The 24,324-nt window shown below is 71.2% G+C and carries 21 protein-coding genes and 2 tRNA genes; 11 read left to right on the top strand and 12 right to left on the bottom strand.

The features are described from left to right. Positions 1 to 21 precede the first annotated feature (21 nt). The 6 genes from QRN27_RS15185 to QRN27_RS15160 form a co-directional block, all read right to left on the bottom strand. Positions 22 to 639, bottom strand: a complete 618-nt coding sequence (locus QRN27_RS15185) for a HutD/Ves family protein (RefSeq protein ID WP_285042950.1) — start codon at positions 637 to 639, stop codon at positions 22 to 24. Further along, positions 636 to 1,829 carry an imidazolonepropionase gene (gene hutI / locus QRN27_RS15180; protein WP_285042949.1) on the bottom strand — a complete coding sequence of 398 codons (1,194 nt, stop codon included), beginning with the start codon at positions 1,827 to 1,829 and terminating at the stop codon, positions 636 to 638. Before hutI ends, QRN27_RS15185 begins: the two co-directional genes overlap by 4 nt. Further along, positions 1,826 to 3,295: a formimidoylglutamate deiminase gene (locus QRN27_RS15175; RefSeq protein ID WP_285042948.1), complete on the bottom strand. Its 1,470-nt coding sequence runs from the start codon at positions 3,293 to 3,295 to the stop codon at positions 1,826 to 1,828. The genes hutI and QRN27_RS15175 overlap by 4 nt, the downstream gene beginning before the upstream one ends. Next, positions 3,292 to 4,509, bottom strand: a complete 1,218-nt coding sequence (locus QRN27_RS15170; RefSeq protein WP_285042947.1) for an allantoate amidohydrolase — start codon at positions 4,507 to 4,509, stop codon at positions 3,292 to 3,294. Before QRN27_RS15170 ends, QRN27_RS15175 begins: the two co-directional genes overlap by 4 nt. Beyond that, positions 4,506 to 6,176, bottom strand: a complete 1,671-nt coding sequence (hutU, locus tag QRN27_RS15165; RefSeq protein ID WP_285042946.1) for a urocanate hydratase — start codon at positions 6,174 to 6,176, stop codon at positions 4,506 to 4,508. Before hutU ends, QRN27_RS15170 begins: the two co-directional genes overlap by 4 nt. 104 nt (positions 6,177 to 6,280) lie before the next feature. Continuing rightward, positions 6,281 to 7,249 (bottom strand): diacylglycerol/lipid kinase family protein, encoded by a 969-nt coding sequence (locus QRN27_RS15160; RefSeq protein WP_285042945.1) that lies wholly within the window; start codon positions 7,247 to 7,249, stop codon positions 6,281 to 6,283. A gap of 57 nt (positions 7,250 to 7,306) precedes the next feature. Between QRN27_RS15160 and serS the strand changes: the two genes are divergently transcribed. The 6 genes from serS (at position 7,307) to QRN27_RS15130 (ending at position 12,762) form a co-directional block, all read left to right on the top strand. After that, the gene (gene serS / locus QRN27_RS15155; protein WP_194671286.1) at positions 7,307 to 8,572 is read left to right on the top strand and encodes a serine--tRNA ligase; all 1,266 of its coding nucleotides are present in this window, start codon (positions 7,307 to 7,309) and stop codon (positions 8,570 to 8,572) included. Beyond that, the gene (locus QRN27_RS15150) at positions 8,569 to 9,408 is read left to right on the top strand and encodes an HAD family hydrolase (protein WP_285042944.1); all 840 of its coding nucleotides are present in this window, start codon (positions 8,569 to 8,571) and stop codon (positions 9,406 to 9,408) included. Before serS ends, QRN27_RS15150 begins: the two co-directional genes overlap by 4 nt. Before the next feature lie 147 nt (positions 9,409 to 9,555). After that, a complete protein-coding gene (locus QRN27_RS15145) occupies positions 9,556 to 10,785 on the top strand; it encodes an LCP family protein (protein ID WP_285042943.1) in 1,230 nt (409 codons plus the stop codon). A 96-nt stretch (positions 10,786 to 10,881) separates the two neighbouring features. Then, a tRNA-Ser gene (locus QRN27_RS15140) sits at positions 10,882 to 10,966 on the top strand. 114 nt (positions 10,967 to 11,080) lie between these two features. Continuing rightward, the gene (locus QRN27_RS15135; RefSeq protein ID WP_285042942.1) at positions 11,081 to 12,418 is read left to right on the top strand and encodes an LCP family protein; all 1,338 of its coding nucleotides are present in this window, start codon (positions 11,081 to 11,083) and stop codon (positions 12,416 to 12,418) included. A 255-nt stretch (positions 12,419 to 12,673) separates the two neighbouring features. Next, positions 12,674 to 12,762: transfer RNA gene (locus QRN27_RS15130), tRNA-Ser, on the top strand. A gap of 203 nt (positions 12,763 to 12,965) precedes the next feature. Here QRN27_RS15130 and QRN27_RS15125 read toward each other — a convergent pair. Then, positions 12,966 to 13,214, bottom strand: coding sequence for a hypothetical protein (locus tag QRN27_RS15125; RefSeq protein ID WP_285042941.1), 249 nt, complete (start codon positions 13,212 to 13,214; stop codon positions 12,966 to 12,968). A gap of 102 nt (positions 13,215 to 13,316) precedes the next feature. Here QRN27_RS15125 and QRN27_RS15120 point away from each other — a divergent pair, with 102 nt between their 5' ends. From QRN27_RS15120 to QRN27_RS15110, 3 genes are all read left to right on the top strand, one after another. Next, positions 13,317 to 14,207, top strand: a complete 891-nt coding sequence (locus QRN27_RS15120) for a hypothetical protein (protein WP_285042940.1) — start codon at positions 13,317 to 13,319, stop codon at positions 14,205 to 14,207. A 108-nt stretch (positions 14,208 to 14,315) separates the two neighbouring features. Beyond that, complete coding sequence (locus QRN27_RS15115; protein ID WP_285042939.1) at positions 14,316 to 15,284, top strand: putative RNA methyltransferase; 969 nt, start codon at positions 14,316 to 14,318, stop codon at positions 15,282 to 15,284. An 89-nt stretch (positions 15,285 to 15,373) separates the two neighbouring features. Then, positions 15,374 to 16,117, top strand: a complete 744-nt coding sequence (locus QRN27_RS15110) for an RNase H family protein (protein WP_285042938.1) — start codon at positions 15,374 to 15,376, stop codon at positions 16,115 to 16,117. A gap of 178 nt (positions 16,118 to 16,295) precedes the next feature. Here the strand turns inward: QRN27_RS15110 and QRN27_RS15105 are convergent, their stop codons facing one another. Next, positions 16,296 to 17,006: an endonuclease/exonuclease/phosphatase family protein gene (locus QRN27_RS15105; RefSeq protein ID WP_056010962.1), complete on the bottom strand. Its 711-nt coding sequence runs from the start codon at positions 17,004 to 17,006 to the stop codon at positions 16,296 to 16,298. Between the two features lie 102 nt (positions 17,007 to 17,108). Next, a complete protein-coding gene (locus QRN27_RS15100; protein ID WP_285042937.1) occupies positions 17,109 to 19,343 on the bottom strand; it encodes a HelD family protein in 2,235 nt (744 codons plus the stop codon). 179 nt (positions 19,344 to 19,522) lie between these two features. Between QRN27_RS15100 and QRN27_RS15095 the strand changes: the two genes are divergently transcribed. Continuing rightward, positions 19,523 to 20,017 (top strand): DUF4190 domain-containing protein, encoded by a 495-nt coding sequence (locus QRN27_RS15095; RefSeq protein WP_285042936.1) that lies wholly within the window; start codon positions 19,523 to 19,525, stop codon positions 20,015 to 20,017. Positions 20,018 to 20,059: 42 nt separating this feature from the next. Here QRN27_RS15095 and QRN27_RS15090 read toward each other — a convergent pair whose 3' ends face one another. Continuing rightward, positions 20,060 to 20,944, bottom strand: a complete 885-nt coding sequence (locus QRN27_RS15090) for an alanyl-tRNA editing protein (RefSeq protein WP_285042935.1) — start codon at positions 20,942 to 20,944, stop codon at positions 20,060 to 20,062. 126 nt (positions 20,945 to 21,070) lie between these two features. Between QRN27_RS15090 and QRN27_RS15085 the strand changes: the two genes are divergently transcribed. Next, complete coding sequence (locus QRN27_RS15085) at positions 21,071 to 21,436, top strand: hypothetical protein (protein WP_194671274.1); 366 nt, start codon at positions 21,071 to 21,073, stop codon at positions 21,434 to 21,436. Positions 21,437 to 21,567: 131 nt separating this feature from the next. On the opposite strand, the gene QRN27_RS15080 is transcribed toward QRN27_RS15085, so the two are convergent. Both QRN27_RS15080 and QRN27_RS15075 read right to left on the bottom strand, forming a co-directional pair. After that, positions 21,568 to 22,596: a YdcF family protein gene (locus tag QRN27_RS15080; RefSeq protein ID WP_285042934.1), complete on the bottom strand. Its 1,029-nt coding sequence runs from the start codon at positions 22,594 to 22,596 to the stop codon at positions 21,568 to 21,570. A 61-nt stretch (positions 22,597 to 22,657) separates the two neighbouring features. Then, positions 22,658 to 24,238 carry a Na+/H+ antiporter gene (locus QRN27_RS15075; RefSeq protein WP_285042933.1) on the bottom strand — a complete coding sequence of 527 codons (1,581 nt, stop codon included), beginning with the start codon at positions 24,236 to 24,238 and terminating at the stop codon, positions 22,658 to 22,660. Positions 24,239 to 24,324: the final 86 nt, after the last annotated feature.

Here is a 24,324-nt window from a genome sequence, read left to right as displayed (position 1 = left end):
AGCGCACCGCGCTGGCGCCCATCACCGGCGGGGGTGGATTCTCGCGATCGCGATCGTGGCGGCACCGGTCAGGGACAGGGAGCCCGTTTCGAGGCGCAGGGTGTCGTACTGGGCGAGCGAAGAGCGGTCCAGGCCGGGGCCTTCCGCCGACACCGCGCCGTCGAGCAGCACGACGAACGTGGTGGCACCCGGCGGGGTCGTGACCGTCGATGAGCCCGAGACGACGACCGCCTCGAGCGATCCACGGAACCGGTCCCGCGACACCATCAGGTTGAGATCGAGCGTCGGACCCACCACGCCCGTCGATGCCACCGCCGCAGCACCGTCGAAGGCGGCGACCTGCCACCGGTCCAACTCGACCGGATCGCCGTCGATCACGAGCCCGAGGCCGCCGGCCGACAGCGCCATCAGCTGTCGGTCGACGCCCGGGAATGCGGAGAAGGCGACGTCCGACTCGACCGTCGCGATGCTCAGCGTCCAGCCCGGGCCGTCAGGCACGTCGACGTCGCCCTCGGCCTGGCGCCGGACGGGCTCGGCGGCGATCTCCGTCGCAGTACCGAGCCCGTTCCGCCAGCGATAGCTCCGATGCCCCGCGGCCGGCAGCAGCACGACGCCCGGTGCCTCGGCGGCATCGCTCACGGTCGGGCGCCCGACGCGACGCGCTCACCGCGCTGCCACACGCCGACCGTCAGCGGCACCCCGGGTCGGTAGGCGAGATGCGAGACCGAAGGGGCGTCGAGCACCTGCAGATCGGCGAGACCGCCCACGCGGAGCGATCCGACGGCGTCGGCACCGTGCTCGCGCCCGACCGCCACCGCGGCACCCCGCGTCGCCGCCCAGACCGCCTCGGCGATCGTCAGCCGCATCTGCAGCACGGCGGTCGCCACGCAGTACGCCATCGACGTCGTGTACGAGGTGCCCGGGTTGCAGTTGGTGGCGAGGGCGATCGCGGCACCGGCGTCGACGAGCGCGCGTGCCGGGGGGAACGGTTCGCGGGTCGACAGGTCGCAGGCGGGCAGCAGGGTCGCCACCGTCGACGAGCCGGCCAGGAGGTCGACGTCGGCGTCGGACAGGTGGTTGCAGTGGTCGACGCTCGCCGCCCCCAACTCGACCGCGAGCCGCACCCCGCCGCTCTCGCCGAGCTGGTTGCCGTGCACGCGGACCCCGAGGCCCGCCGCGCGACCGGCGAGGAGCACCTCCCGCGACTCCTCGATGTCGAACGCGCCGACCTCGCAGAACGCGTCGACGTACGACGCGAACGGCGCGACGGCGTCGAGCATCGGGCCCGTGACGAGGTCGAGGTAGTCGCGGCGATCGACGCCGGCCGGCACGAGGTGGGCGCCGAGGAAGGTGACGACGTCGGCGACCTCGGCCGCCGCCCGAGCGGACCGCGCCTCGCCTTCGACGTCCAGCGCATACCCCGTCTTCGCCTCCAGGAAGGTCGTCCCCTGGGCGAGCGCCTCCGCCCGCAACCGCTTCGCGCCCGCGACGAGCTGCTCCTCCGAAGCGGCGCGGGTGGCGGCGACGGTCGTGGCGATCCCGCCCGCCGCGTACCGGCCGCCGGCCATCCGCGCCTCGAACTCCGCAGAGCGGTCGCCCGCGAACACGAGGTGCGTGTGGGTGTCGACCCACCCGGGCAGCACGGCGCGTCCGCCCACGTCGGTCCGCGCGTCGGCGTCGGGGGCATCGGACGCCGAGCCCAGCCAGGCGATCCGACCGTCCTCGATGACGAGCGCCGCGTCGGTGATGCGGTTGCCGTCGGTGTCGCCGGGCCCGGAACCCGCGTTGGTCGTGAGCTCGGCGATGCCGGTGATGAGTTCGGTCGTCATGGCTGCATCTCCTGCGAGGGGTGATCAGGTGTCGGGGACGAGGTGGCGGCTCGGGGCGTCCCTGTCGATGCTGCCAGCTCGGCGAGCGCCGCCGTGAGGAGCTGTTCCGGCGTGGTCTCCTGCGTGGTCGCGAGCAACCGGCCGCGTTCGGCCACGAGTCGCCCGCCGACGATCACCCGCTCGACGTCGGACGCGGTCGCGACGAGGGCGAGCTGGGCCGGGTCGGCGCCGGTCGTGCGCGGACTCGACGTCGACACCTCGACGAGGTCGAGCGGGTCGCCGACGGCGAGCGTGTGGCGCCCGAGTCCGAGCGAGCGGTAGCCGCCGGCGGTCCCGGCCTCGAAGAGCTCCGCGGGCGAGAACCGACCGCGTCGGCCGGACGCGAGCCGTTCACCGGCCTCGAGGCCGCGCAGTTCGAGCAGGGGGTCGACGACGGCGTTCTGGTCGGATCCCACGGCGATCCGGGCGCCGGCATCCGCGAGGCGGCGTGCCGGTCCGATGCCGTCGCCGAGGTCGGCCTCGGTCGTCGGACACATCACGACGGTCGCGCCCGACCGCCCGATCGCCGTGATGTCGGCGTCGGTGAGGTGGGTGGCGTGCACAAGGCTGATGCGCGGGTCGAGCGCTCCGAGGGCGGCCAGCACGCCCGTCGGTGTCCTACCCGTCTTCGCGAGGGTGTCGACGTTCTCCTGCGGTTGCTCCGAGAGGTGGACGTGTAGAGCGACGTCCTCCGGCAGTCCGGCGAGGATGGTGCGCATCGCTTCGACGGGCACGGCCCGCACCGAGTGCAGGGCGGCACCGAGGGTGACCAGTCCGCTCGTGCCCAGGGACGTGGAGAGCGCCGTGCGGAGTCCGTGCCAGCGGTCGAGCCAGCCGGCCGCGTCGCCGTCGCCGAACGCGCGCTGCTCCGGGAGGAGCGGCGCGGCCGGACCACCGGCGGGTCCGAGACCGCTCGCGAGGTAGGCCGTGTCGAGGAGGGTGAGCCGGATGCCGATCTCGGCGGCGGCCTCGGCGACCGCGAGTTCCATCGCGTGGGCGCTCGGGTACGGGGTGCCGTCGGCCTGGTGGTGCACGTAGTGGAACTCGCCGACCGCCGTCCAGCCGCACACGAGCATCTCGCCGAACACGGCGCGAGCGACCCGACCGTAGTGGTCCGGGTCGAGGCTGGCGGCCGCCGCGTACATCGCCTCGCGCCACTGCCAGAAGTCGCCGCCGTCGGCATGGGTGCGTCCGCGGAGCAGACGGTGGAACGCGTGCGAGTGGGCGTTCCCCATGCCGGGGACCACGGTTCCGAGGCGTCGGTCGTCCGCCTGCGGGTCGACGTCCCGCTCGACGGTGGCGATGCGTCCTGCGTCGTCGGCGGTGAACCGGACGCGGTCGATCGGTCGGCCGTCGATGATCGCGGTCGCGGCCCAGACGGGAGCCCGCACGGCCGCTGCGCCGGGATCGACGCTCGCGCCCGTCACAGCACGCTCCGCAGCAGGGTCTCGAGCGCTTCGACCCCGGCGACGCAGTCGGCCGTCTCGGCGAACTCCTCCGGCGAGTGCGAGACACCCGTCGGGTTGCGGACGAAGACCATCGCCGTCGGCACCGCACCGTTCAGGACGCCCGCGTCGTGACCGGCTCCCGTCGGCAGCAGCGGGACCCCGCCGAGCGTGCCGGCGAGCCGGGCGGCGAGCTCGGGGTCGAACTCGACGACCCCCGACCACGACTCCTCGATCAGCTCCGCCGCACATCCGGAATCGGCGACGGCCTCCTGCACGCGGGCGCCGATGTCCGCGACGAGGGCGCGTGTCTCGGCGTCGGTGGCCGCGCGGGCGTCCACCCAGGCGTCGACCTCCGAGGCGATGACGTTGGTACCCCCGGGCACGATCCGCATGCGGCCCACGGTGGCGCGGGCGTCGTCCGTCGCGAGGGCGGCCTGCTCGACCGCGAGGATCGCGCGGGCTGCGGCGACCACCGGATCACGGCGCTCGCGCATGCCCGTGGCGCCGGCGTGGTTGCCCTGGCCACTCACGCGGAGCCGCCACCGGCCGTGGGCGAGGATCGACGACGCGACGGCCGTGGGCGAGTCCAGGTCGATGAGGCCGCGTCCCTGTTCCACGTGCAACTCGATGAAGAGTCCGATGCGCGCGAGGGCCTCGTCGTCGCGACCGAGGTGCTCGGGAGCGAGCCCGGCGGCGGCTGCCGCTTCGGCCACGGTGATCCCGTCGGCATCGGTCAGCGCCCGGGCGGCGTCCGCGGTGATCGCCCCGGACAGGAGCCGGGATCCGAGGCAGGCGACACCGAACCGCGATCCCTCCTCCTCGGCGAACACCACGACGGCGACGGGACGGGACGGCTGGAAGCCGGTGGCCTGCAGGCGTGCCACGGCGTCCAGGGCGGAGACGACGCCGAGCGGCCCGTCGAAGGCGCCGCCGCCCGGGACGGAGTCGAGGTGGCTGCCGGTGACGACCGCGTCGGGCCCCGGGGTGCCCCACCACGCCCAGAGGTTGCCGTTGCGGTCCGTCTCGACGTCCAGACCGAGCCGGGCGGCGCGGGCCGTGAACCACTCGCGCAGCTCGAACTCGACCGGTGTCCAGACGTGCCGGGAGTATCCACCGCGTGCCGGGTCGACCCCGACACCGGCGATCTCGTCGAGTCCCGCGAGCCGGCCGTGGGCGAGCAGGCCGTCGGTCACTCGCCCTCCCACATCGGCACCCGCAGGCCGCGTTCGCGGGCGACCTCTGCTGCCCGCTCGTAGCCGGCGTCGACGTGCCGCATGACGCCGGTGCCCGGGTCGTTCACGAGCACGCGCGCGATCTTCTCGGCGGCGAGCGGTGTCCCGTCGGCGACGATGACCTGACCGGCGTGGATGGAACGGCCGATGCCGACGCCGCCACCGTGATGGATCGACACCCAGGTCGCGCCGGACGCCGTGTTGAGCAGGGCGTTGAGGAGCGGCCAGTCGGCGATCGCGTCGGAGACGTCGGCCATGGCCTCCGTCTCCCGGTAGGGCGATGCGACGGAACCGGAGTCGAGGTGGTCGCGGCCGATGACGACGGGCGCGCTCAGTTCACCCGAGGCGACCATCTCGTTGAACTTCAGACCGGCCAGGTGGCGCTCCTGGTAGCCGAGCCAGCAGATGCGCGCCGGCAGCCCCTCGAAGGCGATCTTCTCGCCGGCGGAGGTGATCCAGCGGCGGAGCTTCTCGTCCTCGGGGAACAGCTCGAGGATGGCGCGGTCGGTCGCGGCGATGTCGGCCGGGTCGCCGGAGAGCGCGGCCCAGCGGAAGGGCCCCTTGCCCTCGGCGAAGAGGGGGCGGATGTACGCCGGGACGAAGCCGGGGAAGTCGAATGCGCGTGCGTAGCCGCCGAGCTTCGCCTCCGCACGGATCGAGTTGCCGTAGTCGAAGACCTCGGCACCGGCGTCCTGGAAGCCGACCATCGCCTCGACCTGCTTCGCCATGGCGAGGCGGGACCGCGTCGTGAAGTCGGCGGCGTCGGTGGTGGACTCGCTCTGCCAATCGGCGAGCGCCGTGTCCTCGGGGAGGTAGGCGAGCGGGTCGTGTGCGCTCGTCTGGTCGGTGACGATGTCGATCGCGACGCCGCGACGCAGGAGTTCGGGGAAGACGGTCGCCGCGTTGCCGACGAGGCCGACCGACAGCGCACGGCGCTCGGCCTTGGCGGCGAGCACCCGGGCGACGGCGTCGTCGAGGTCGTCGGTCATCTCGTCGAGGTAGCGGTGTTCGACGCGACGCTGCAACCGGGACGGGTCGACGTCGACGATGAGGACGACGCCCTCGTTCAGGGTGACGGCGAGCGGCTGCGCGCCGCCCATGCCGCCGGCGCCGCCCGTGAGGGTGAGGGTGCCGGCGAGGGTCCCGCCGAAGCGCTTGTCGGCGATCGCGGCGAAGGTCTCGTAGGTGCCCTGGAGGATGCCCTGCGTGCCGATGTAGATCCACGAGCCGGCGGTCATCTGTCCGTACATCGTGAGGCCCTCGGCCTCGAGCTTGCGGAACTCGGGCCACGTCGCCCAGTCGCCGACGAGGTTGGAGTTCGCGATGAGGACGCGCGGTGCCCACTCGTGCGTGCGGAAGACGCCGACGGGCTTGCCGGACTGCACGAGCAGGGTCTCGTCGGACTCCAGGCCTTCGAGGGTGCGGACGATCGCGTCGTACGCCTCCCAGTTGCGGGCCGCCTTGCCGGTGCCGCCGTAGACGACGAGGTCCTCCGGGTGCTCGGCGACCTCGGGGTCGAGGTTGTTCATGAGCATCCGGAGCGGGCCCTCGGTCTGCCAGCTCTTGGCGGTGAGGGTGGTGCCGCGAGCGGCGCGGATGGTCCGGGGAGCGTGTGCCGAGTCGGTCATGCGCTCAGTCCACTCCGCCGGGGGCCGCCCGGCGAGTGCCGACGACGACGAGGTGTCTGGGGGACCAGACATCGGGTCGGCACCGGGTGGGCCAGGGATCGCGGCTACGGCAGGGTGACGAGCAACCCGCCGCGGTGCGCGTCGAACGCGACCATGGTCGCCATCCCGAAGGCGTCACCGTCGAGTTCGAGGTCCTGTGCCTCCTCCACCCGCAGGGTCAACGCCTCCGCCCGCAGGTTCGTCACCGTGTTCGCCCCGCGACCCTCGGTGAACCGGATCATCCGACGCCCGACCGCCGTCCGTCGCAGCACCCGGTTCTCCCACGTCACCTTCCGCCACACGAGCAACCAGCCGAACGCGCCCTTCGGCTGCAGCACCGCCACGTCGAGGAAGCCGTCGTCGAGTTCGGCGTCCGGCATGAGCTGCACCCCGCCCTGGAGCGTGCCGCAGTTGCCGACGAGCACGGAGCTCACGGTCGCCGCATGCTGCCGGTGCCCGCGCAGCTGGTAGTGGATGCGGAACGGCGCCGCGGTGATGATGGAGCGGAGTCCGGACTCGACGTATGCGAGCCAACCGAGCGACTTCTTCAGGTCCGGGTTGGCGGTGGAGATCATCATCGCGTCGATCCCCATGCCGGCCATCACGACGAACGCGTGCTCCTCCTCGGATCCGTCCGGGCGCGTGATCATGGCCACGCCGATGTCGATGGCCCGCGTCTCGCCCGTGAAGGCCGTCGCGATCGCGGCCGCCTGGTCGCCGAGCGGCAGCTTGAGGTTCCGCGCCAACAGGTTGCCGGTGCCCGAGGGGATGAGGGTCAGCGGCACCCCGCTCCCGCGCAGTCCCTCGGCGACGGCGCGCACCGTCCCGTCGCCACCGGCCACGAGGACCACCCGTGCGCCGTCGAGGACTGCACGTCTCGCCTGCCCGACGCCGGGATCTTCGACACTCGTCTCGTAGAGGTGCGGAGCCGCCCACCCCGCCTCCTGCGAGCGGGCCTCGAGGGCGCTCCGCAACCGGGTGGCGTCGACCTTCACCGGGTTGTACACGAGCGCTGCGTGCGGGGGAGTCGGCATGGCCCAACGGTACTGTCCCGGGGCCCTGGCGCCGACCTCGATCGCTAGACTTGCCGGGTGATCGATCCCGTACTCCTCCGCGAACAGCCAGAAGTCCTCCGAGCGTCGCAGCTGAAGCGAGGGTCCTCCGTCGACCTCGTCGATCAGGCGATCGACGCCGACACCGCACGCCGCTCCGCGATCACCGGGTTCGAGGAGCTCCGCGCCGAGCAGAACGCCTTCGGCAAGCAGGTCGCCAAGGCCCCCAAGGAGGAGAAGGCGGCACTCGTCGCCCAGGCGCAGCAGCTCTCCGCCCGCGTGAAGGAGGCCCAGCAGGTCGCGACGGAGGCCGAGGCCTACTTCGCCGATGTCGCCGGGCGCATCCAGAACCCAGTCCTCGACGGCGTGCCCGCCGGTGGCGAGGCCGACTTCATCACGCTCCGCGAGGTCGGTGAACGCCCCACCTTCGACTTCACCCCGCGCGACCACCTCGAGCTCGGCGAGCTCCTCGGCGCCATCGACATGCAGCGCGGCACCAAGGTCAGCGGCTCGCGCTTCTACTTCCTCCGCGGCATCGGCGCGCGTCTTGAGATCGCCCTCATGAACCTGGCCCTCGACCGCGCGATCGAGGCCGGCTTCGTCCCCCTCATCACCCCGACGCTCGTGCGCCCCGAGATCATGAAGGGCACCGGCTTCCTCGGCGAGCACGCCGACGAGGTCTACCAGATCGCCGGCGAGGACCTCTTCCTCACCGGCACGAGCGAGGTGGCGCTCGCCGGGTACCACTCCGACGAGATCCTCGACCTGGAGCAGGGTGCGCTCCGGTACGCCGGCTGGTCCACCTGCTACCGCAAGGAGGCCGGCTCGTACGGCCGCGACACCCGCGGCATCATCCGCGTCCACCAGTTCAACAAGCTGGAGATGTTCGTCTACACCAAGCCGGAGGACGCTGCGGCGGAGCACGAGCGCCTGCTGTCCTACCAGGAGGCCATGCTGCAGTCGCTCGGCCTCAGCTACCGGGTCATCGACACGGCCGCCGGCGACCTCGGGTCGAGCGCCGCCCGCAAGTTCGACGTCGAGGCCTGGGTGCCGACGCAGGACGCGTTCCGCGAGCTCACCAGCACCTCCAACTGCACCACGTACCAGGCTCGCCGTCTCGACACCCGGTACCGCACGGAGTCGGGCAAGACGACCCCGGTCGCGACGCTCAACGGTACGCTCGCGACGACCCGGTGGATCGTCGCGATCCTCGAGACGCACCAGCAGGAGGACGGCAGCGTCGTCATCCCCGAGGTGCTCCGGCCCTACCTGGGTGGGCTCGACGTCGCGCGGCCGATCCGATGACGTTCGAGACGACGCCTGAGCAGCCGGTCGCGACCTCGCCCCGACTCCTCGTCGCGCTCGACATCGACGGCACCGTCCTGCACGAGGACGGCTCGCTCAGCCTGTCCGTCGCCGACGAGGTCCGCCGCGTGGTCGCCCTCGGCCACGTCGTCACCCTCGCCACCGGCCGGAGCTGGGAGAGTACCCGTCCCGTCCTCGAAGACCTCGAGTTGACCCCGCAGTACGTCGTCTGCGCGAACGGTGCGCTCATCATGAAGCGCGACGAGTCGAAGCCCGACGCCTACGAGCGGTTCTTCATGGAGACCTTCGACCCCACGGAGGTGCTCGGCCTGATTCAGCCGCACCTGTCCGAGGGCAGCTACATGGTCGAGTACCCCGACGGCTTCCGGAAGTACACGGTCGGCATGGAGGACTGGAACCTCGAGAACGCCGTCGAGGTGCCGTTCGAGGAGCTCGTCACGAGCCCGGTCACCCGCGTCGTCGTGGTGTCGCCGAGCCACGACGAGGAGGAGTTCCTCCGCATCGTCGACCGCATCGGACTCAGCCAGGTGAGCTACGCGATCGGCTGGACGGCGTGGCTCGACATCGCTCCGAAGGGCGTCAACAAGGCGACCGCGCTCGAGCGGGTCCGGCAGTGGCTGGGCTTCGAGCGTTCGCAGATGGTCGCGGTCGGCGACGGCCGCAACGACGTCGACATGCTCGGCTGGGCTGCCGACGGTGGCCGCGGCGTCGCCATGGGTCAGGCGCCCGAGGAAGTACTCGCCGTCGCGTCGGAGGTCACCGGCACCGTGACCGACGACGGTCTCTCTCAGCTCCTGAGGAGCATTTCGGGTTAACATCGTCCAAAGCTCTGTGCCTGCACGTCGTTTCCGGTGCGCATGGGGCGTCGGGTCGTGCCGGTTCCATCGGTCGCCTCCCGCGTCGCTGCAGCCCGGTCCGCCCGGGTTGGGGCCAGCCCTGTTCCTGAGATGAGAGCGAGATCCATGACCCGCCACGCCGACGCGTCCAAAGCGCGCGCCGCCGTCCGTCACGGCAGGCTCCGCAAGTCGAACCCGTTCGCCACGGTCGCGAAGGTGATCGCCGCGACGGCCGCCGTCGTGGGCGTGAGCGGCATCGCGGTCGCCGGTGTGGCCGCCCTCGACCTGGCCAACAGTGTGAAGCCGGTCGCGCACCTCGACAACGAGACGCCCGGCGCCCCGCCGCCCAACATCGGCGCGATCGAGGGTGGCGTCAACCTGCTCCTCGTCGGCAGCGACTCGGGCGACGGCAACGAGGCGTACGGCGAACGTGACGAGAACCTCAACGACGTCACGATCCTCATGCACATCTCCGCCGACCACTCGAGCGCGACGGTCGTCAGCTTCCCGCGCGACATGTACGTGCCGATCGGCGACTGCGCGAACGGCGGCAACGGCCGCGACAAGATGAACACGGCCCTCATGTACGGCGGTGCCGACGGCGGGCTGGCCTGCGCCGTGTCCACCGTCGAGGGCATCACCGGCCTCTCCATCCCGTTCGCCGCGCAGATCGGCTTCGACGGCGTCATCTCGATGTCGAACGCCGTCGGCGGTGTCCCGGTGTGCGTCACCGAACCGCTGAACGACGCCTGGAGCGGCATCAACCTCGACGTCGGCACCCACGACCTCTCGGGCGCCTCCGCGCTCGCCTTCCTCCGCTCGCGTCACGGCGTCGGCGACGGCAGCGACCTGTCGCGCATCTCGAACCAGCAGGTCTTCCTGTCCTCGCTCGTCCGCACGCTGAAGAGCAGCGAGACGCTGTCCGACCCGATCAAGCTCTACTCGATCGCCCGGGCCGCGCTGAAGAACGTGACCCTGTCGAACAGCCTGAACAACATCGACACGATGGTGTCGATCGCGGCGGCGTTGAAGGACATCCCGCTCGACCGGGTGGCGTTCGTCCAGACGCCGACCGCCACGGTCGAGGGCGGTGTCGAGGCGACCTCTGACGCCGACGTCCTGTGGACGGCACTCCAGAGCGACCAGGCGGTCGCGCTGTCGGCGACCGGCAAGTACGTCGTGACCGACCCGAACGCCCCCGTCACGCCCGACCCCGCGGCGACCGATGCGGCGGCCGATCCCGCTGCGCCGGCCGACCCGTCGGCGGCCGGTCCGGTGGCGCTGCCCGACACGATCACGGGCCAGAACGCGGCACAGAACACCTGCACGGCGGGTCGTCCCGAGGAAGACCAGTAGTCACCGGGTGATCGGATGGGGCCGCTTCGCCGTTGGCCCCATCCGATACACTCGATCCTGGTCGGCCGCAGCGTCATCGCGGGCGATCGACCATCAGGAGGGCTGTCCGAGCGGCCGATGGAGCCAGTCTTGAAAACTGGTGGGCAGAAATGTCTCGTGGGTTCGAATCCCACGCCCTCCGCACTGTTCGCCACACCGTTTTGCACCGCCCTCCACACCCGGATCGGTTGGCCTCGCCGTCGGTTCCGGGGTATCCGGCTGTGCGCTGCACATGCTCCCGTGGTTGAATCGACCAATGCCCCCGCATTCGCCCGACATCGACGAGCCCGCCGGCGACCCCGCGGCTCGACGCACGGCAGCTCGTGGGCCACGCCCGAAGAAGCTCGCGACCATCGCCAGACACGGCCGTCTGAAGCGCTCGAACCCGGTGGCGACCGGCCTGAAGATCCTCGCCTCGACCCTCGCCGTCGCACTCGTGAGTGGTGGCATCGTCGCCGGCATCGCGCTGTGGGACGTCGCCGCGACGGTGAAGCCCGGTGTCGCGCTCGTCGACGCACAGGGTGAGACGGTCACCGACCTCCCCGCGATCGGCGCCTACCCGGGCGGCGTGAACCTCCTCATCGTCGGCAGTGACTCCCGTGCCGGCCAGGACCCGGTCTTCGGCGACGCCGAGGAGGAGACCGGCAACCTCAACGACGTCACCATGCTCGTCCACATCTCCGAGGACCACAGCAACGCGACCGTCGTCAGTTTCCCGCGCGACATGTTCGTCTCCATCCCCTCCTGCCCCGACCCGACCGGCGGGTCGTTCGACTCGATGAGCCGGCAGAAGATCAACACCTCGCTCAGCTACGGCGGCCTCGCCTGCACCGCGTTGACGGTGTCGCAGCTCACCGGCCTCGAGATCCCGTTCGCCGCCGAGGTGCAATTCAGTGGGGTGATGGCGATGTCGACCGCGCTCGGCGGGGTGACGGTGTGCGTCGCTGACCCGATCGAGGACGAGTACACCAACACCTTCCTATCGGCGGGCGAGCACACGCTCGAGGGCTATGAGGCCCTGCAGTTCCTCCGGACCCGTCACGGCGTCGGCGACGGCAGCGACCTCAGCCGGATCAGCAACCAGCAGGTGTTCCTGTCGGCGATGATGCAGCAGGTGAAGAGCGCCGAGACGCTCACGAACCCCGCCATCCTCTACTCGCTGGCCAAGGCGGCGGCGCAGAACATGCAGCTGTCCGACAGCCTGACGAGTCTCGACACGATGATCGCGATCGCCATGACGCTGCGCGAGGTCGACCTGTCGAACATCGCGTTCGTGCAGTACCCGAACGAGGCCGTCGAGGGCGGGGTCGAGCCGATCGACGACGCCGCGACCGCCCTGTTCGCAGCGCTCGCCAACGATCAGCCCATCCAGCTCACGGGTGCCACGGGTGCCGGCGCGGTCGCGAACCCGGCCGACCCTGTTCCCGCGGACCCGGCGGAGGGTGCCGATGCCGGTGCCGATCCTGCGGCGACGGCTCCGCCCGCGGATGCGACCGACACCTCGGCCGGCGCCGTCGTGCTGCCCTCGTCCGTGCAGGGGCAGACCGCCGACCAGCGGACCTGCTCGCGCGGCCGGACCCTCGAGAACCAGTAGTCCGCGCAGACTGCGGTCTCTGGGGTGACTCCGGTCCCTGTCCTTCGACAGGCTCAGGAACCGATGCCCCGGTCCCGGCCGCGCGACCACTCCGGTCCCTGAGCTTGTCGAAGGGCGTCGCGTCTTCGGTGCCTGTCCTTCGACAAGCTCAGGAACCTGCGTGCGACCGTCCCGCCCTCGATTGAATCGGGGGATTCGTCTCCACGCCCATCTCCGGTTATGCTGGTCGTCGTGCGTCCGTTCGCGAGCGCACATGGAGACGTCGCATAGTTCGGCCTAGTGCACCACCCTGCTAAGGTGGAGTCCCCGTAAGGGGACCGCGGGTTCAAATCCCGCCGTCTCCGCGCTAGATCTTCAGCTCGAAACCCTCGCCTCGGCGGGGGTTTCTGCGTTGCACGGCATCTGTCGGGGTTGTCAGCGCGGTGCGCTGGCGTCGCCGCGCCCCTGGCGCGTGAGCGCACCCCTCCGGAGACCCGCGCCCACGCGTGTGGCCCGCGCTCACGTCAGCGCACCGCGCTGGGCAACCCGGCAGGTGCCGGGTGGTGGGTCAGGCGGAGTGACGGAGCTCGCCGTGGTGACGCAGTTCACGGAGGATCGCGAACGACCCGGCGTACCGCTCTTCGGTGAGCGTGCCGAGTGCAGCGATCGTCCCTCGGTCGAGGCCGGAGCGGACGGCGATGGCCTGCAGCTCACGACGGGAGAGGGGGAACTCCACCGTCCTGAGGAGGCTCTTGAGGTCGGTGCAAGCGGCGGTTTCCGGCGGCTCCACCGTGTCTGGGTAAGGTCTGGCATCCATGTCCACATTGTCTGCACGACCCCCCGAAAAGGCGACAGCGCGGCTCGGTTCTGGCGCGAGAGGGCGCTAGCCTGACGTGAAATGATGCGAGGGAGCCGCGCCATGCCTGAGGATCGCGACGACACGCCGCCGCCGACCGACCTCGTCGCCGCCGCGGTCGCCCTCCTACGCCGACCGCTCCCGACCTTCGTCGCCGAACGGAAGAGGCTCGCCACCGCAGCGCGCGAGCACGGCGACACCGATCTCGCCACCGCGATCCTCGCGCTCCGGAAACCGTCGGTCGCCGCCTGGGCGCTCAACGTGCTGGCTGCCCACCAGCCGACAGCCCTGGACGAGCTCGAGCAGCTCGGTGCGTCGCTCGCCACGGCCCAGAGCGCAGGCGATGCAGCAGCACTCCGATCGCTCGGCGCCGACCGGCGCGCCCTCGTCGCGCGGCTCGTCGACACCACCGTCGCCGCGGCCGCCGAGGAGGGGGCGACGCTCTCGCCGACCGTCGTCGAGACGGTGCGCCAGAGCCTGCAGGCCGCGAGCGCCGATGCGGACTTGGTCGCGCAGCTCTCATCCGGCCGGCTGACCGACGCTCCGACCTCGAGCGGCTCGGGATGGGGCGGCGTCGTCGGCGGGCCAGGCGCGCGACGCGATGATGCCCAGGCGACATCGGAGCGCGATCGGCAGACGCAGGATGACCCGGCGGAGGCCGATGATCGCCGCCGACGGCTCCTCGCCCGCCTCGACGCGGCCGAGCGCGAGGCGGGCACCGCGGAGGGAGCGAGCGAGGAGGCGAACTCGCTCCTCGACGACGCCGCGGTCCGCCGGGCAGGCCTCCTCCGCGATCGCGAGGACCTCGCCCGGCGGCTGGAGGAGCTGGATGCCGAGCTCACCGACGCCGCTCGCGAACTGGCTCGTCGACAGCGCGAGGCCGATCGCGCGCAGCGTTCCCTGGACGCGGCCCACGAGGAGACGGAGCGCCTCCGCGCGGCACTCGACGAGTGACCCCGCCGGGCTTCGGTCAGTCGACGCCCGGTGGTCCGCCGGGAAGCGTCTCGCGCACCGCGACATCCCGGCGACCACGGACACCCGACACGCGCCTAGACTCACCGTGTGGGTGAAGTGCGACAACCGGAAGCCGTCTGGCAGCAAGGGACACAGCAGTTGGAAGCGGAGCGTTCCGAGCGGATGCCGGTCCTCGGGGACGTGCAGCAGCACGATCGCCTGACGCTCGTTGCACCGGATCTCGCGTGCACGATCTGCTCCGCCGCGCTCGCCCTCGGCGACCGGGTGCTGCGCTGCCCGGCCGGACACAGTTTCGACATCGCGCGCCAGGGGTATGCGTCGCTCGTCGTCGGTGGCCGGACGCCCAAGACCGGCGACACGCAGGAGATGGTCGCCGCCCGCGCGGCCTTCCTGGAGGCGGAGCACTACGAGCCGATCGCCGACCACGTCGCCAGGACGTTGCCGCTCGCCCGCTTCCTCCCGGACGGCTCCGTCGACGACGACAGCGTCCCGCTCGTCGTGGACATCGCCGGAGGGACCGGCTACTACCTCGGTCGCATTCTCGATGCGCGGCCCGCCTGGCGCGGGTTCGGCTTCGACCTCTCGCCCCTCGCCGCTCGTCGGGCTGCGCGCGCTCACGGCCGGGCCGCCGCCGCGACGGCTGACGCGTGGGCGCCGTTCCCCCTGCAGACGGCGTCGGTCGACCACCTGCTCAGCATCTTCGGTCCACGCAATGGCGCTGAGATGCGCCGCGTGCTGCGGCCCGACGGACTGCTCACCGTCGTGACACCGCAACCCGGCCACCTGGCCGAACTGCGCGACCGACTCGGCATGATCGGGATCGCCGAGCGCAAGGACGCCCGACTCGACGCCCAGCTGGACGGCTTCGAGCTGCGCTCCCGCGAGACCCTCGACTACGCCGTCGAGTTGATGCCCGAAGAGGTGCGCGACGAGGTCCAGATGGGGCCGAGTGCCCACCACCTCGACGACGACGTCTTCGAGCAGGCCATCGCCGACCTGCCCGGATTCACCCGCGTCACCGTCGCCGTCACCGTGAGCGTCTTCGCCCCCGCCTGATCGTGGCCGCGGCGACCGATGACAGCGGCCGGCGGCCGGGCCGTCGGTGGTGCGTCGATACGATGGAGGGCACTCATCGAAAGGCGCTCATGACGATCACCGCTGCCGCAGACGGCTCCGCCCTCGGCAACCCCGGACCCGCAGGCTGGGCCTGGTATGTCGACGACGACTGCTGGGCGGCTGGCGGGTGGCCGCACGGCACGAACAACATGGGTGAGCTCCGCGCCGTCCTCGAACTGTTCCGGGCGACCGAGCACGTCGACGACGACCTCCACATCCTCTGCGACAGCAAGTACGTCATCGACTCGATCACGAAGTGGATGCCGGGCTGGAAGAAGAAGGGCTGGAAGAAGGGCGACGGCAAGCCGGTCATGAACCTCGAGCTCATGCAGGAGATCGACGCCGCCATCGCCGGCCGGCGGTACCGGTTCGAGTGGGTCAAGGGACACGTCGGTCACCGGCTCAACGAGGCCGCCGACATCCGTGCCCGCACCGCCGCCGAGGCCTACCAGCGCAAGACGCCGGTGCCGGAGGGACCAGGATGGACCGGTGCCGGGGCTGCGGAGACCTCGTCGACCCCCGAGGCCGACGCCGTCGCTGACGCCGCCTCCGAGACGACCGAGCCGGAGCTGTTCGCCGACCTCGAGGTGGAGGAGGAACGCACCGCCCCCGTGTTCGACGCCGAGGACGACGGTGCGCTGTTCTCGCTCGACGTCGAGCCGACGTGGCACACGCTGACCCTGGAGGTCACCGCCGATGAGCACGAGCGTCTCGTCCGCCGCGCCCGCGAGGCCGGCACGAGCGTCGAGGACCTGCTCCGCAGCCTCATCTGACCCGGCCCGCGGGTCCGCGTCGGGCCCACGGCTGGGTCCCTAACTCAGGAATGCCTCGGCGTGTCGGAGCGATATACGGCGCCGACCTCGCGACACGCCGACGTCGTCCTGAGTTAGGGAACGAGGAGAAGAAGGCGTGAGGAGACGGACGAGGCGCGCACAGGGGCAGGCGACCGGATCAGCGGGCGGCGGACTCCGGTGCGCCGTCGTCCTCGGGCACGGCGAAGCCGTAGCTCGCGTCGACGAGGATCGGCAGGTGGTCGGAGATGCCGCGACGCAGCGTCTGCACGCGGTCGATCTTCAGGCCGACGGACGTCGCGAAGTCGAAGTGTCCGCGGAACATCTTGTAGCGCGTGTAGGTGCTGCGGTCGCTCAGGCTGAGGTCGTAGCCGCTCTCCTGCATCTTCGTGCCGAGCCCCTTCTGGAAGAGGGGGTAGTTGTAGTCGCCGACCATGAGCGTCGGGACGTCGCCCATGGCGTGCAGCTGCTCGTGCGCGGCCTTGATCTGGTGGCGTCGTAGTGAGTTGAGCGCGGTGAGGGGCGCGGCGTGGAAGGACGCGACGATGAGTTCGCGGCCTGCCTCGACGTCGGTGAGGCGCGTGCCGATGAGCCGCTCGTGCGCGGGTGCCAGCACCATGTCGTGGAGTGACTTCTTCAGCGCGAAGGTCTGCGTCGACTCGGCGGTGAACCGGTCGCGGCGGTAGTAGATCGCGAGGCCAAGCCGGTTGCGATGGGTGCTGTCCGCGAGGTGCAGGCTGCCGAGCTCGGCAGGGAGCTGCAGGGTGTCCGCCTCCTGCAACGCGAGGACGTCCGGCCCGAACTCTTCGGTGAGCGCGACGAGTTCGCCGCTGGCCTTGTTCTTGCGGAGGTTGTAGCTGATGACCTTCATCCCAGCCTCACATTCTGTTGGCAGAGCTCAAGACTACGGTCCTCACCGCCGTCGGATGCTCTGGACGGGCCCGGACGACGGTGCGTCGCCGGACGAGGGCGGTCAGGAGGGGGTGTCGACGACCGTGAGTCGTTGGGTGGCGCGGGTGAGCGCGACGTAGCGGAGCGACAACGCGGACCGACCGGAGCCGCCCAACTGCTCCGGCTGGACGAGGACGACGCTGTCGAACTCGAGGCCCTTGCTCTCGCGCGCGGTTCCGCTCCACACCCGGCTGCGATCGGCTCCCGCGTCGGCGAGCAGGGCGTCGATGTCCGCCAGCAGCGGGCGGGGCGCGATGACGCCCGCGATCCCGACGTGCGCGGTGATCGCCTCGATCGCCGCCCGCACGGCCGTCGCTGCGAGCTCGTCGGGGCCGACGGTGAGCTGTACGGGCTCCTCCTCGCCGCGACGGATCGACACGGGGGCGGGGGACTCCGGGTCGAGTTCGAGACGCACCGGGTCGGCGAGCTCCATGATCTGCTCGGGCGTCCGGTAGTTGACGGTGAGGAGCTCCTGCGTCCACCGGGGGAGCTGCGGGCCGAGCAACTCCTGCCAGCTGGAACGCGTGGCCGAAGTGCTCTGCTGGTTGATGTCGCCGACGAGCGTCATGGACCGGTTCGGCCCGCGGCGCAGGATCGCGCGCAGGAGCATCGGGGTCAGTTCCTGCGCCTCGTCGATGATGACGTGGCCGTAGACCCAGGTGCGGTCGGATGCCGCGCGGTCCGCCGGGCTCCGGTCGTCTTCGATGGTCTGCCGGTCGGCGAGGTCCTGCGCGGAACGCAGGTAGTCGTCGTCCTGAGCCTCGTCGTCGATGCTGATGTCGCCGATCATCTCGAGCACGCTGCGCGCGTACTCCACGTCGTGGCGGCGCTCGTAGGCGGCTCGACGCTGGCGTTCCAGCTCGGGCCGCTGGTCTTCGCCGATGAGTTCGGCCGCCTCGTCGACGAGGGCGATGTCGCCGGGGGTGAGGCGGTCGGCCCAGGCGGTCTCGCCGGCGGCGCTAGGGTCGGCGGGCGCACGGAGCAGGAGTCGACGCTCTTCGTCCGTGTGGTCCGGCGTCACGCGCGCGAGCAGCTCGGCATCGGTGAAGAGGCGGTCGACGATCTCGGCCGGCTCGAGGATCGGCCACATCGTGTCGAGCAGCTCCTCGACCTCGGGTTCCTCGCTCAGCTCCTGGCGACGCTCGTCGGCGTCCTCGCCCGTGCGGGGTTCGAAGCCGTCGCGCTTCGCCTCGAGGCCGATGAGGTGCGTCAGGACGGCCCGGTCGAATCGCAGCTTGGCCTCGTTGTGGGGCGTGCCGGAGCGTTCGATGCCGGCCTTGATCCGGCGCAGGACCCCCGGGGTCACCCGCAGCGGGCCGTCGCCGGCGATGCGGATCGTCACCGCTTCGTCGAGCGGCACCTGTCGTTCGCGGACGGCGCGGGCGACCACATCGGCCATGCGCAGCTGACCCTTGAGCTCAGCGACGTCGAGCGAGTCCTCGGCATGTGCGTCGAGGCCGGGGACGAGCGTGGCCGGCGTGACGAGCACGACGGCCGTCTCACCGAGCGAGGGCAGCACTCGACTGATGTAGTCGAGGAAGGTCGAGTTCGGCCCGACGATGAGCACGACGCTCCGCATGAGGCGCTCGCGGTGCTCGTAGAGGAGGTAGGCGGCGCGGTGGAGGGCGACGGCGGTCTTGCCCGTACCCGGCCCGCCCTGCACGAGGAGGGTGCCGGGCAGGGGTGCGCGGATGATCGCGTCCTGCTCCGCCTGGATGGTGTCGACGATGTCGGCCATGTGCTTGGTCCGTGCACGACCGAGGGCGGCGAGCAACGCGCCGGACTCGCCGATGCCGCTCGGCTCGTCCTCGCTGAGCAGCGTGGTGTCGAGGACCTCGTCATGCACCTCGGTGACCCGGCGACCGGCCGTCCCGATGCGTCGACGCAGGCGCAGCCCCTCGGGACGCAGGGGCGTCGCGGTGTAGAACGGTCGCGAGGCCGGGGCGCGCCAGTCGAGCAGCAACTGGTCACCGCTCTCCGGGTCGCGCAGGCCGATGCGTCCGATGTGGTGACGTTCCTCGGTCTCGCGTTCGAGCAGGCCGAAGAGCAGACCGTAGCTGGACGACCGCAGCTCGACCATCCGCTGACGGTGGTGGGCGACCAGGGCGTCGCGTTCCGAGAAGCTGGAGTCGTCGTCGCCGTCGAAGGCCCGGAGGGCGAGCTCGGAGCGCCGTTCCTCGAGGTCCGACTGCGTCCGGATCACGTCGTGCAGCCGATCGAGGTGGTCCTGTTCCTCGGCGATCGCGTCGTTCTGCACGGTGCTCCTTCTGGGTGTGGCGCGGTCCGTGTTCCGGGTTCCCTGCGAGGACCGCACGAATACGGTAGTCGCTTTCCAGCGCCTCGCCGTCCCTGGAGGCGAAGCTCCCAGAGAGCTGACGGGTGCAACCGGCCCCAGGCATCGGCCCCGGATCGCGGCGCATCGGTAGGCTGGCGGGCATGAGCGCACCGGACGGATGGAAGCCGCAACCCCCTGCACCGCACGAGGCGTACCCGCAGCAGCCCGCTCCGCCGCAGTCCGGCGCCGTGCAGCCGTACGTCCAGCCGTATCCGGTGCAGCCGTACGCCCAGCAGTACCCGGTGCAGCAGTACCCCGTGCAGCCCTACGCACAGCAGCCGTATGCGCAGCCGATGTACCCGGCTCCCTACCCCTACCCGCAGTCACCGCCGCGTGGCCTGAGCATCTCCAGCATGGTGATCGGCCTGGTCTCGCTGTTCTTCGGGTTCACCTTCGTGCTCCCGATCGTCGGGTTCGCGCTCGGACTCATGGCGCTCAAGCGGGAGCCGACCGGTCGGGCCATGGCGATCACGGGTGTCGTCCTCAACGGACTGTTCCTCCTCGGGTGGGCGGCGCTCGTCGTGCTCTGGGTGTTCGTCATCGGCGGTCTGCTGGCCGGCGTCGGCGGCGCGGCCTCAACCGGCATCAGCGCGTAGCGGCATCAGCGCGTAGCGGGACCGCTCCGGTCGGCGGCGCGGTCAGCCGGCGGGGACGACCGTGCTGACCATCGAGAGCACCACGGCGCCGTCGACCTCTTCGCGTTCGAGCCAGACCGCGATGCTCGAGAACTCGGTGAGCGAGGCGGCGTGCGTCCCGCCGCACGCGAGGACCGCAGGCCCGCCCGGCACCTCGCAGTGCCACCGGCGGCGATCCGTGAGCCCGTCGCCGTCACGGTCGATCCGGACCGCCGCACCGCTGTCCAGCCAGCCGTCGAGGGTCTCGCGGATGCGAGAGCCGAGGGCCTCCAGGTCGTCGAGGGCGGCCGGGTCGAAGCCCTTCCGCCGGAGTGACTTGCCGATGCGGTAGCGGTCGGTCGACGCGTGCGGCGCGATCCTGGAGGACTCGCAGGCGAGCGCGTCGAAGTCAGGTGCGCCCAGGGTGTCGAGGGCGACCTCCTTCCGCCAGGCGCCGACGAGCGCCGCGTTCAAGGCGAGGGAGGCGAGGTGGCAGCCGGTGTGCCCGGCCGACAAGGCGTGACGGGTGGCGGCGTCGACCTCGACGCGTGCCGTCGCGCCCTCGACCGCCGCGGCTGCAGCGTCGCCGGCCACCAGGTGCACGACGAGGAATGCCCAGCCCTCCGTGCCCTTCTTCACGGGGACGGCGTCGCCGAGGTACAGCTCGGTGCCGTCCGTCGCGCCCACGACACAGTCGAGCACCGTGACCTCGCCGTCACCGTCGCCGAACCGGATGGTGGCCTGGTCGGCGGGCTGGTCGGGCCAGGCGGCGTCCACCGGGTGGCAGGCCGTCTCGTCGAGCACGACGGCGAGGCGGTCGCCCACGGGTTCGACGTGCAGCACCGTGCCCGTCGAGACGAGGGCTCCTGCGGGGTAGGTGACGCGAGTGTCCGAGGTGGGAAGGGTCATGCCTCCACGCTAGCGCGAGCATCTCCGATGCCCGGAGCCCACTGTCAACCCCGGGAAACCGTGGAGGGTCCCCACGTAGAGTCACGGGACACGGAGCGCGACGCGCTCCGCGGAGAGGAGTGCATCATGACGGATCAGCAGGACCAGCGTTCAGACGACGACCTCGCCACCGGAGAGGCCGGAGCCGACCAGGAGGCCTGGGAAGGCGCCGACATCGACACGGCCGAGCTCGTGAGCTCCGACCAGACGACCGCCGGCTCGGGCTCGGACGGCTCGAGCCAGACCGTCGACGGCACGGGCTCCGAGGACGCCGCTCCCGCCGAGGAGCAGGCGACCGAAGAGGCCGTCGAGACCCCGGAACCGTCGACCGAACTCGACGAGCCGCTGGGCGACGCCGACGCCGACGGTTCGACCGATCACCAGCCCGACTCGGGGCCGGCCTCCGAGGTCACCGATGACGCGCGTGAGGTCTACGACACCGCTCCCGACTGAGCGACCACCGGAACGACGCCCGACGGGCCGTCCTCGTGCCATGCACGATGGCGGCCCGTCGTCTCGTGTCGTGAGCTCGTGGCGTGGGCGTCCGGGCCTGCGTGAGCGGGTGCTCCCCGCAGAGGCCCCGCTCAGATCGGGAGCAGCGACCAGACGACGGCGAGCGCGACGAGGCCGGCGACCCCGGCGATCGCCAGCGCGTTGAGCATGCGGTGCTCCACCATGATCGCGATGTACTCGCGCAGGAACGCACTCGGCACGTAGTATGCGGCCGTCGGCGACCCGATCACCTGCGCGTCACTGCCGATGGAGCGGGCGAGGAGTGCGGCCCGGAGCACGTGGTAGTTGTTCGTGACGACCAGGGTGTCACCGGTCCGGCCGCTCGACTCCTGCAGTTCGCGCGAGCGCAGCAGGTTCTCACGGGTGCTCGTCGACTCGGTCTCGGGGAGCACGTCCGCCGGCTCCGCGCCGTTCGCGATGAGGTACTCCGCCATGGCGACACCCTCGGGCCTCGGCTCGTCGTCCCCCTGGCCACCGGAGGGGATCAGCAGGGGGCGGCGCGTGCCCGGACGCGCTGAGCGGTGGATGCGGAGCGCGAGGTCCAGACGGCTGCGCAGCAGGGGAGGGACCTGTCCGTCGATCAGACCGGAGCCGAGGATGACGACCACGTCGGGGGCGACGGTGTGTCGGAAGCGGCTGTAGACCAGCGAGTACACGCCGAACGCGGCGAACGTCGCCGCCGCGTACAGGCAGGCGAAGCCGAGGAGGACCCCCACCGCGACGAGGAGGATCGCTGCCCAGGACGGCAGGGGACTCAGATCGAGTCCGAGGACGAGCAGGACGGCGAGCACCGGGAGGACGAGGATCGCGACGCCGGCGAAGAGGGAGAGCAGGTTGCCGAGACTTCGTCCCTCGAGGCGGATCATGGTGATGCCGTTCCCGACGAGGAGCACGGCGAGGACCCCCACCAGCACGACCGCACCGAACGTCGCCAGCAGGACGGTGAACGGCGTCGTTCGGGCAGCCTCCGTGAGGAGGGCGCCCAACGCGCAGGCGATGGCGGCGACGAGGAAGACCCCGTTGCGCAACCGACGTGCGTCGCGGCGTCGACTCGCGAGGTACAGCACGGCGAAGACGGCGGCCGGGAGCAACAGGATCATGTCCTCATCCTGCCCGACCGCCGGTCGGGACCTGACCCTCGGCGTCCGATCGCGTCGACCGCTACGATCGCGGTGGTTTCGGCGTCATCGCCTTGAGGGTCGCCTCCTCGGCGTCGATGGCCGCCAGGACCGCGGCGACGGCCGGCTCCTGGTAGCGGCCCTCCGCGCGCGCGGCGAGCAGCGCCTCCCGCTCGGCGGCGATCATCTGTCGTCGGAGGCGTGCGAATGCGACGGTGCGGAGCTCCGAGCCCTCTCCGGTGTACTGCTCGAGCGCGTTGGCCACGAAGCTCGCGTTGGTCCGCAGCCGGGTGAGGACCTGTTCCTCGTCGTCCTCCGTGGTCAGCTCGTCGAGGCGCGACAGACCGGCCGTCTGGACCTCCGCCATGAGCATCAGCTGCTCGACACGCTCCTGGCTGTGGTTCGGTGGCGGCAGGTGGAGCGCCCGGATGATCGCCGGTAGAGCGAGTCCCGAGAGGAGGGTGCCGACGACCACGACGAACGCCAGGAACTGCAGGAACTCCCGGGACGGGGTGTCCTCCGGCAGCAGGAACACGGCGGCGAGGGTGACGACGCCACGCACCCCGGCAGCGGAGACGGCGATCCCGTTGCCCCACGACCAGCTCCGCTCCCGGAGCCGTCTCGGCCCGAGGCGGTAGATCGCCGTGACCGCCATCTCCCACACGAAGCGGGAGACGATGAGTGCCGCGAGCACCCCGACACTGATGAACACGGTCGGCCAGAGCCCCGGCCCGGTCTGGATCGCGCCCTCGAGGATCCCCGCCAGGTTGAGGCCGATGAAGAGGAATACGGCGTTCTCGAGCAGGAACTGGATGGTGCGCCAGTTGAGCGACTCGGCGATGCGCGCTTCGGCCGACTGCACGATGGGCGCCCGGTAGCCGAGCAGCAGGCCCGCCGAGACGACGGCCAGCACGCCGGAACCGTGGATCGACTGGGCCAGGAGGAACGCGAGGAACGGGGTGATCAGCGACAGACAGGTGTCGAGCACTGGCGCGCGCAGGCGTCGGCGGACCTGCGAGAGGACCCAGCCGACCGCGAGCCCGACGCCGACACCGGCGACGACCTCGATGACGAACTCACCGGCGATCATCACCGGATTGACGACGCTCGTGATCGCCAGGATCGAGGCGTTGAGCGCGACGAGCGCCGTGGCGTCGTTCAGCAGGCTCTCACCCTCGAGGATGGTGAGCACCCGTCGGGGGAGTCCGAGACGGCCGGCGATCGCGCTCACGGCGACGGCGTCGGTCGGGGCGATGACCGCCGCGAACGCGAAGGCGGCGGCCAGGGTGATCGAGGGGATCAGCAGCCAGCTCGCGAAGCCCACCGAGACGACGGTGAAGGCGACGGCGCCGACGGAGAGCAGGATGATGCCGTCGTTGCGGGCGCGGATGTCGATGAAGGAGATGCGGATCGCGGAGGCGAACAGGAGCGGTGGCAGCAGGCCGTAGAGGATGAGGTCCGGTTCGATCTCGACGGTCGGGACAGCGGGGATGAACGACGCGACACCGCCGACGAGCACCAAGGCGACCGGGGCGGAGACGCCGGCTCGGCCGGACAGACCCGACACCGTGACGGTGACGACGACGAACACGACGATCCACGAGATGAGGGCGACCGGATCCATGTGGGGATTCTCCCACCTGGTGACGCGTCAGGACCCGTCCGATCGTCCGGACTCATGCCGGTGTCGGCTGCGCTGCCGGGGACACG

Origin of the sequence: Plantibacter sp. LMC-P-059a (assembly GCF_030209505.1) — a bacterium.
GTDB lineage: Bacteria > Actinomycetota > Actinomycetes > Actinomycetales > Microbacteriaceae > Plantibacter.
Note: the sequence above shows the minus strand (reverse complement) of the source record. Positions and strands in the feature narration are given on the sequence as shown.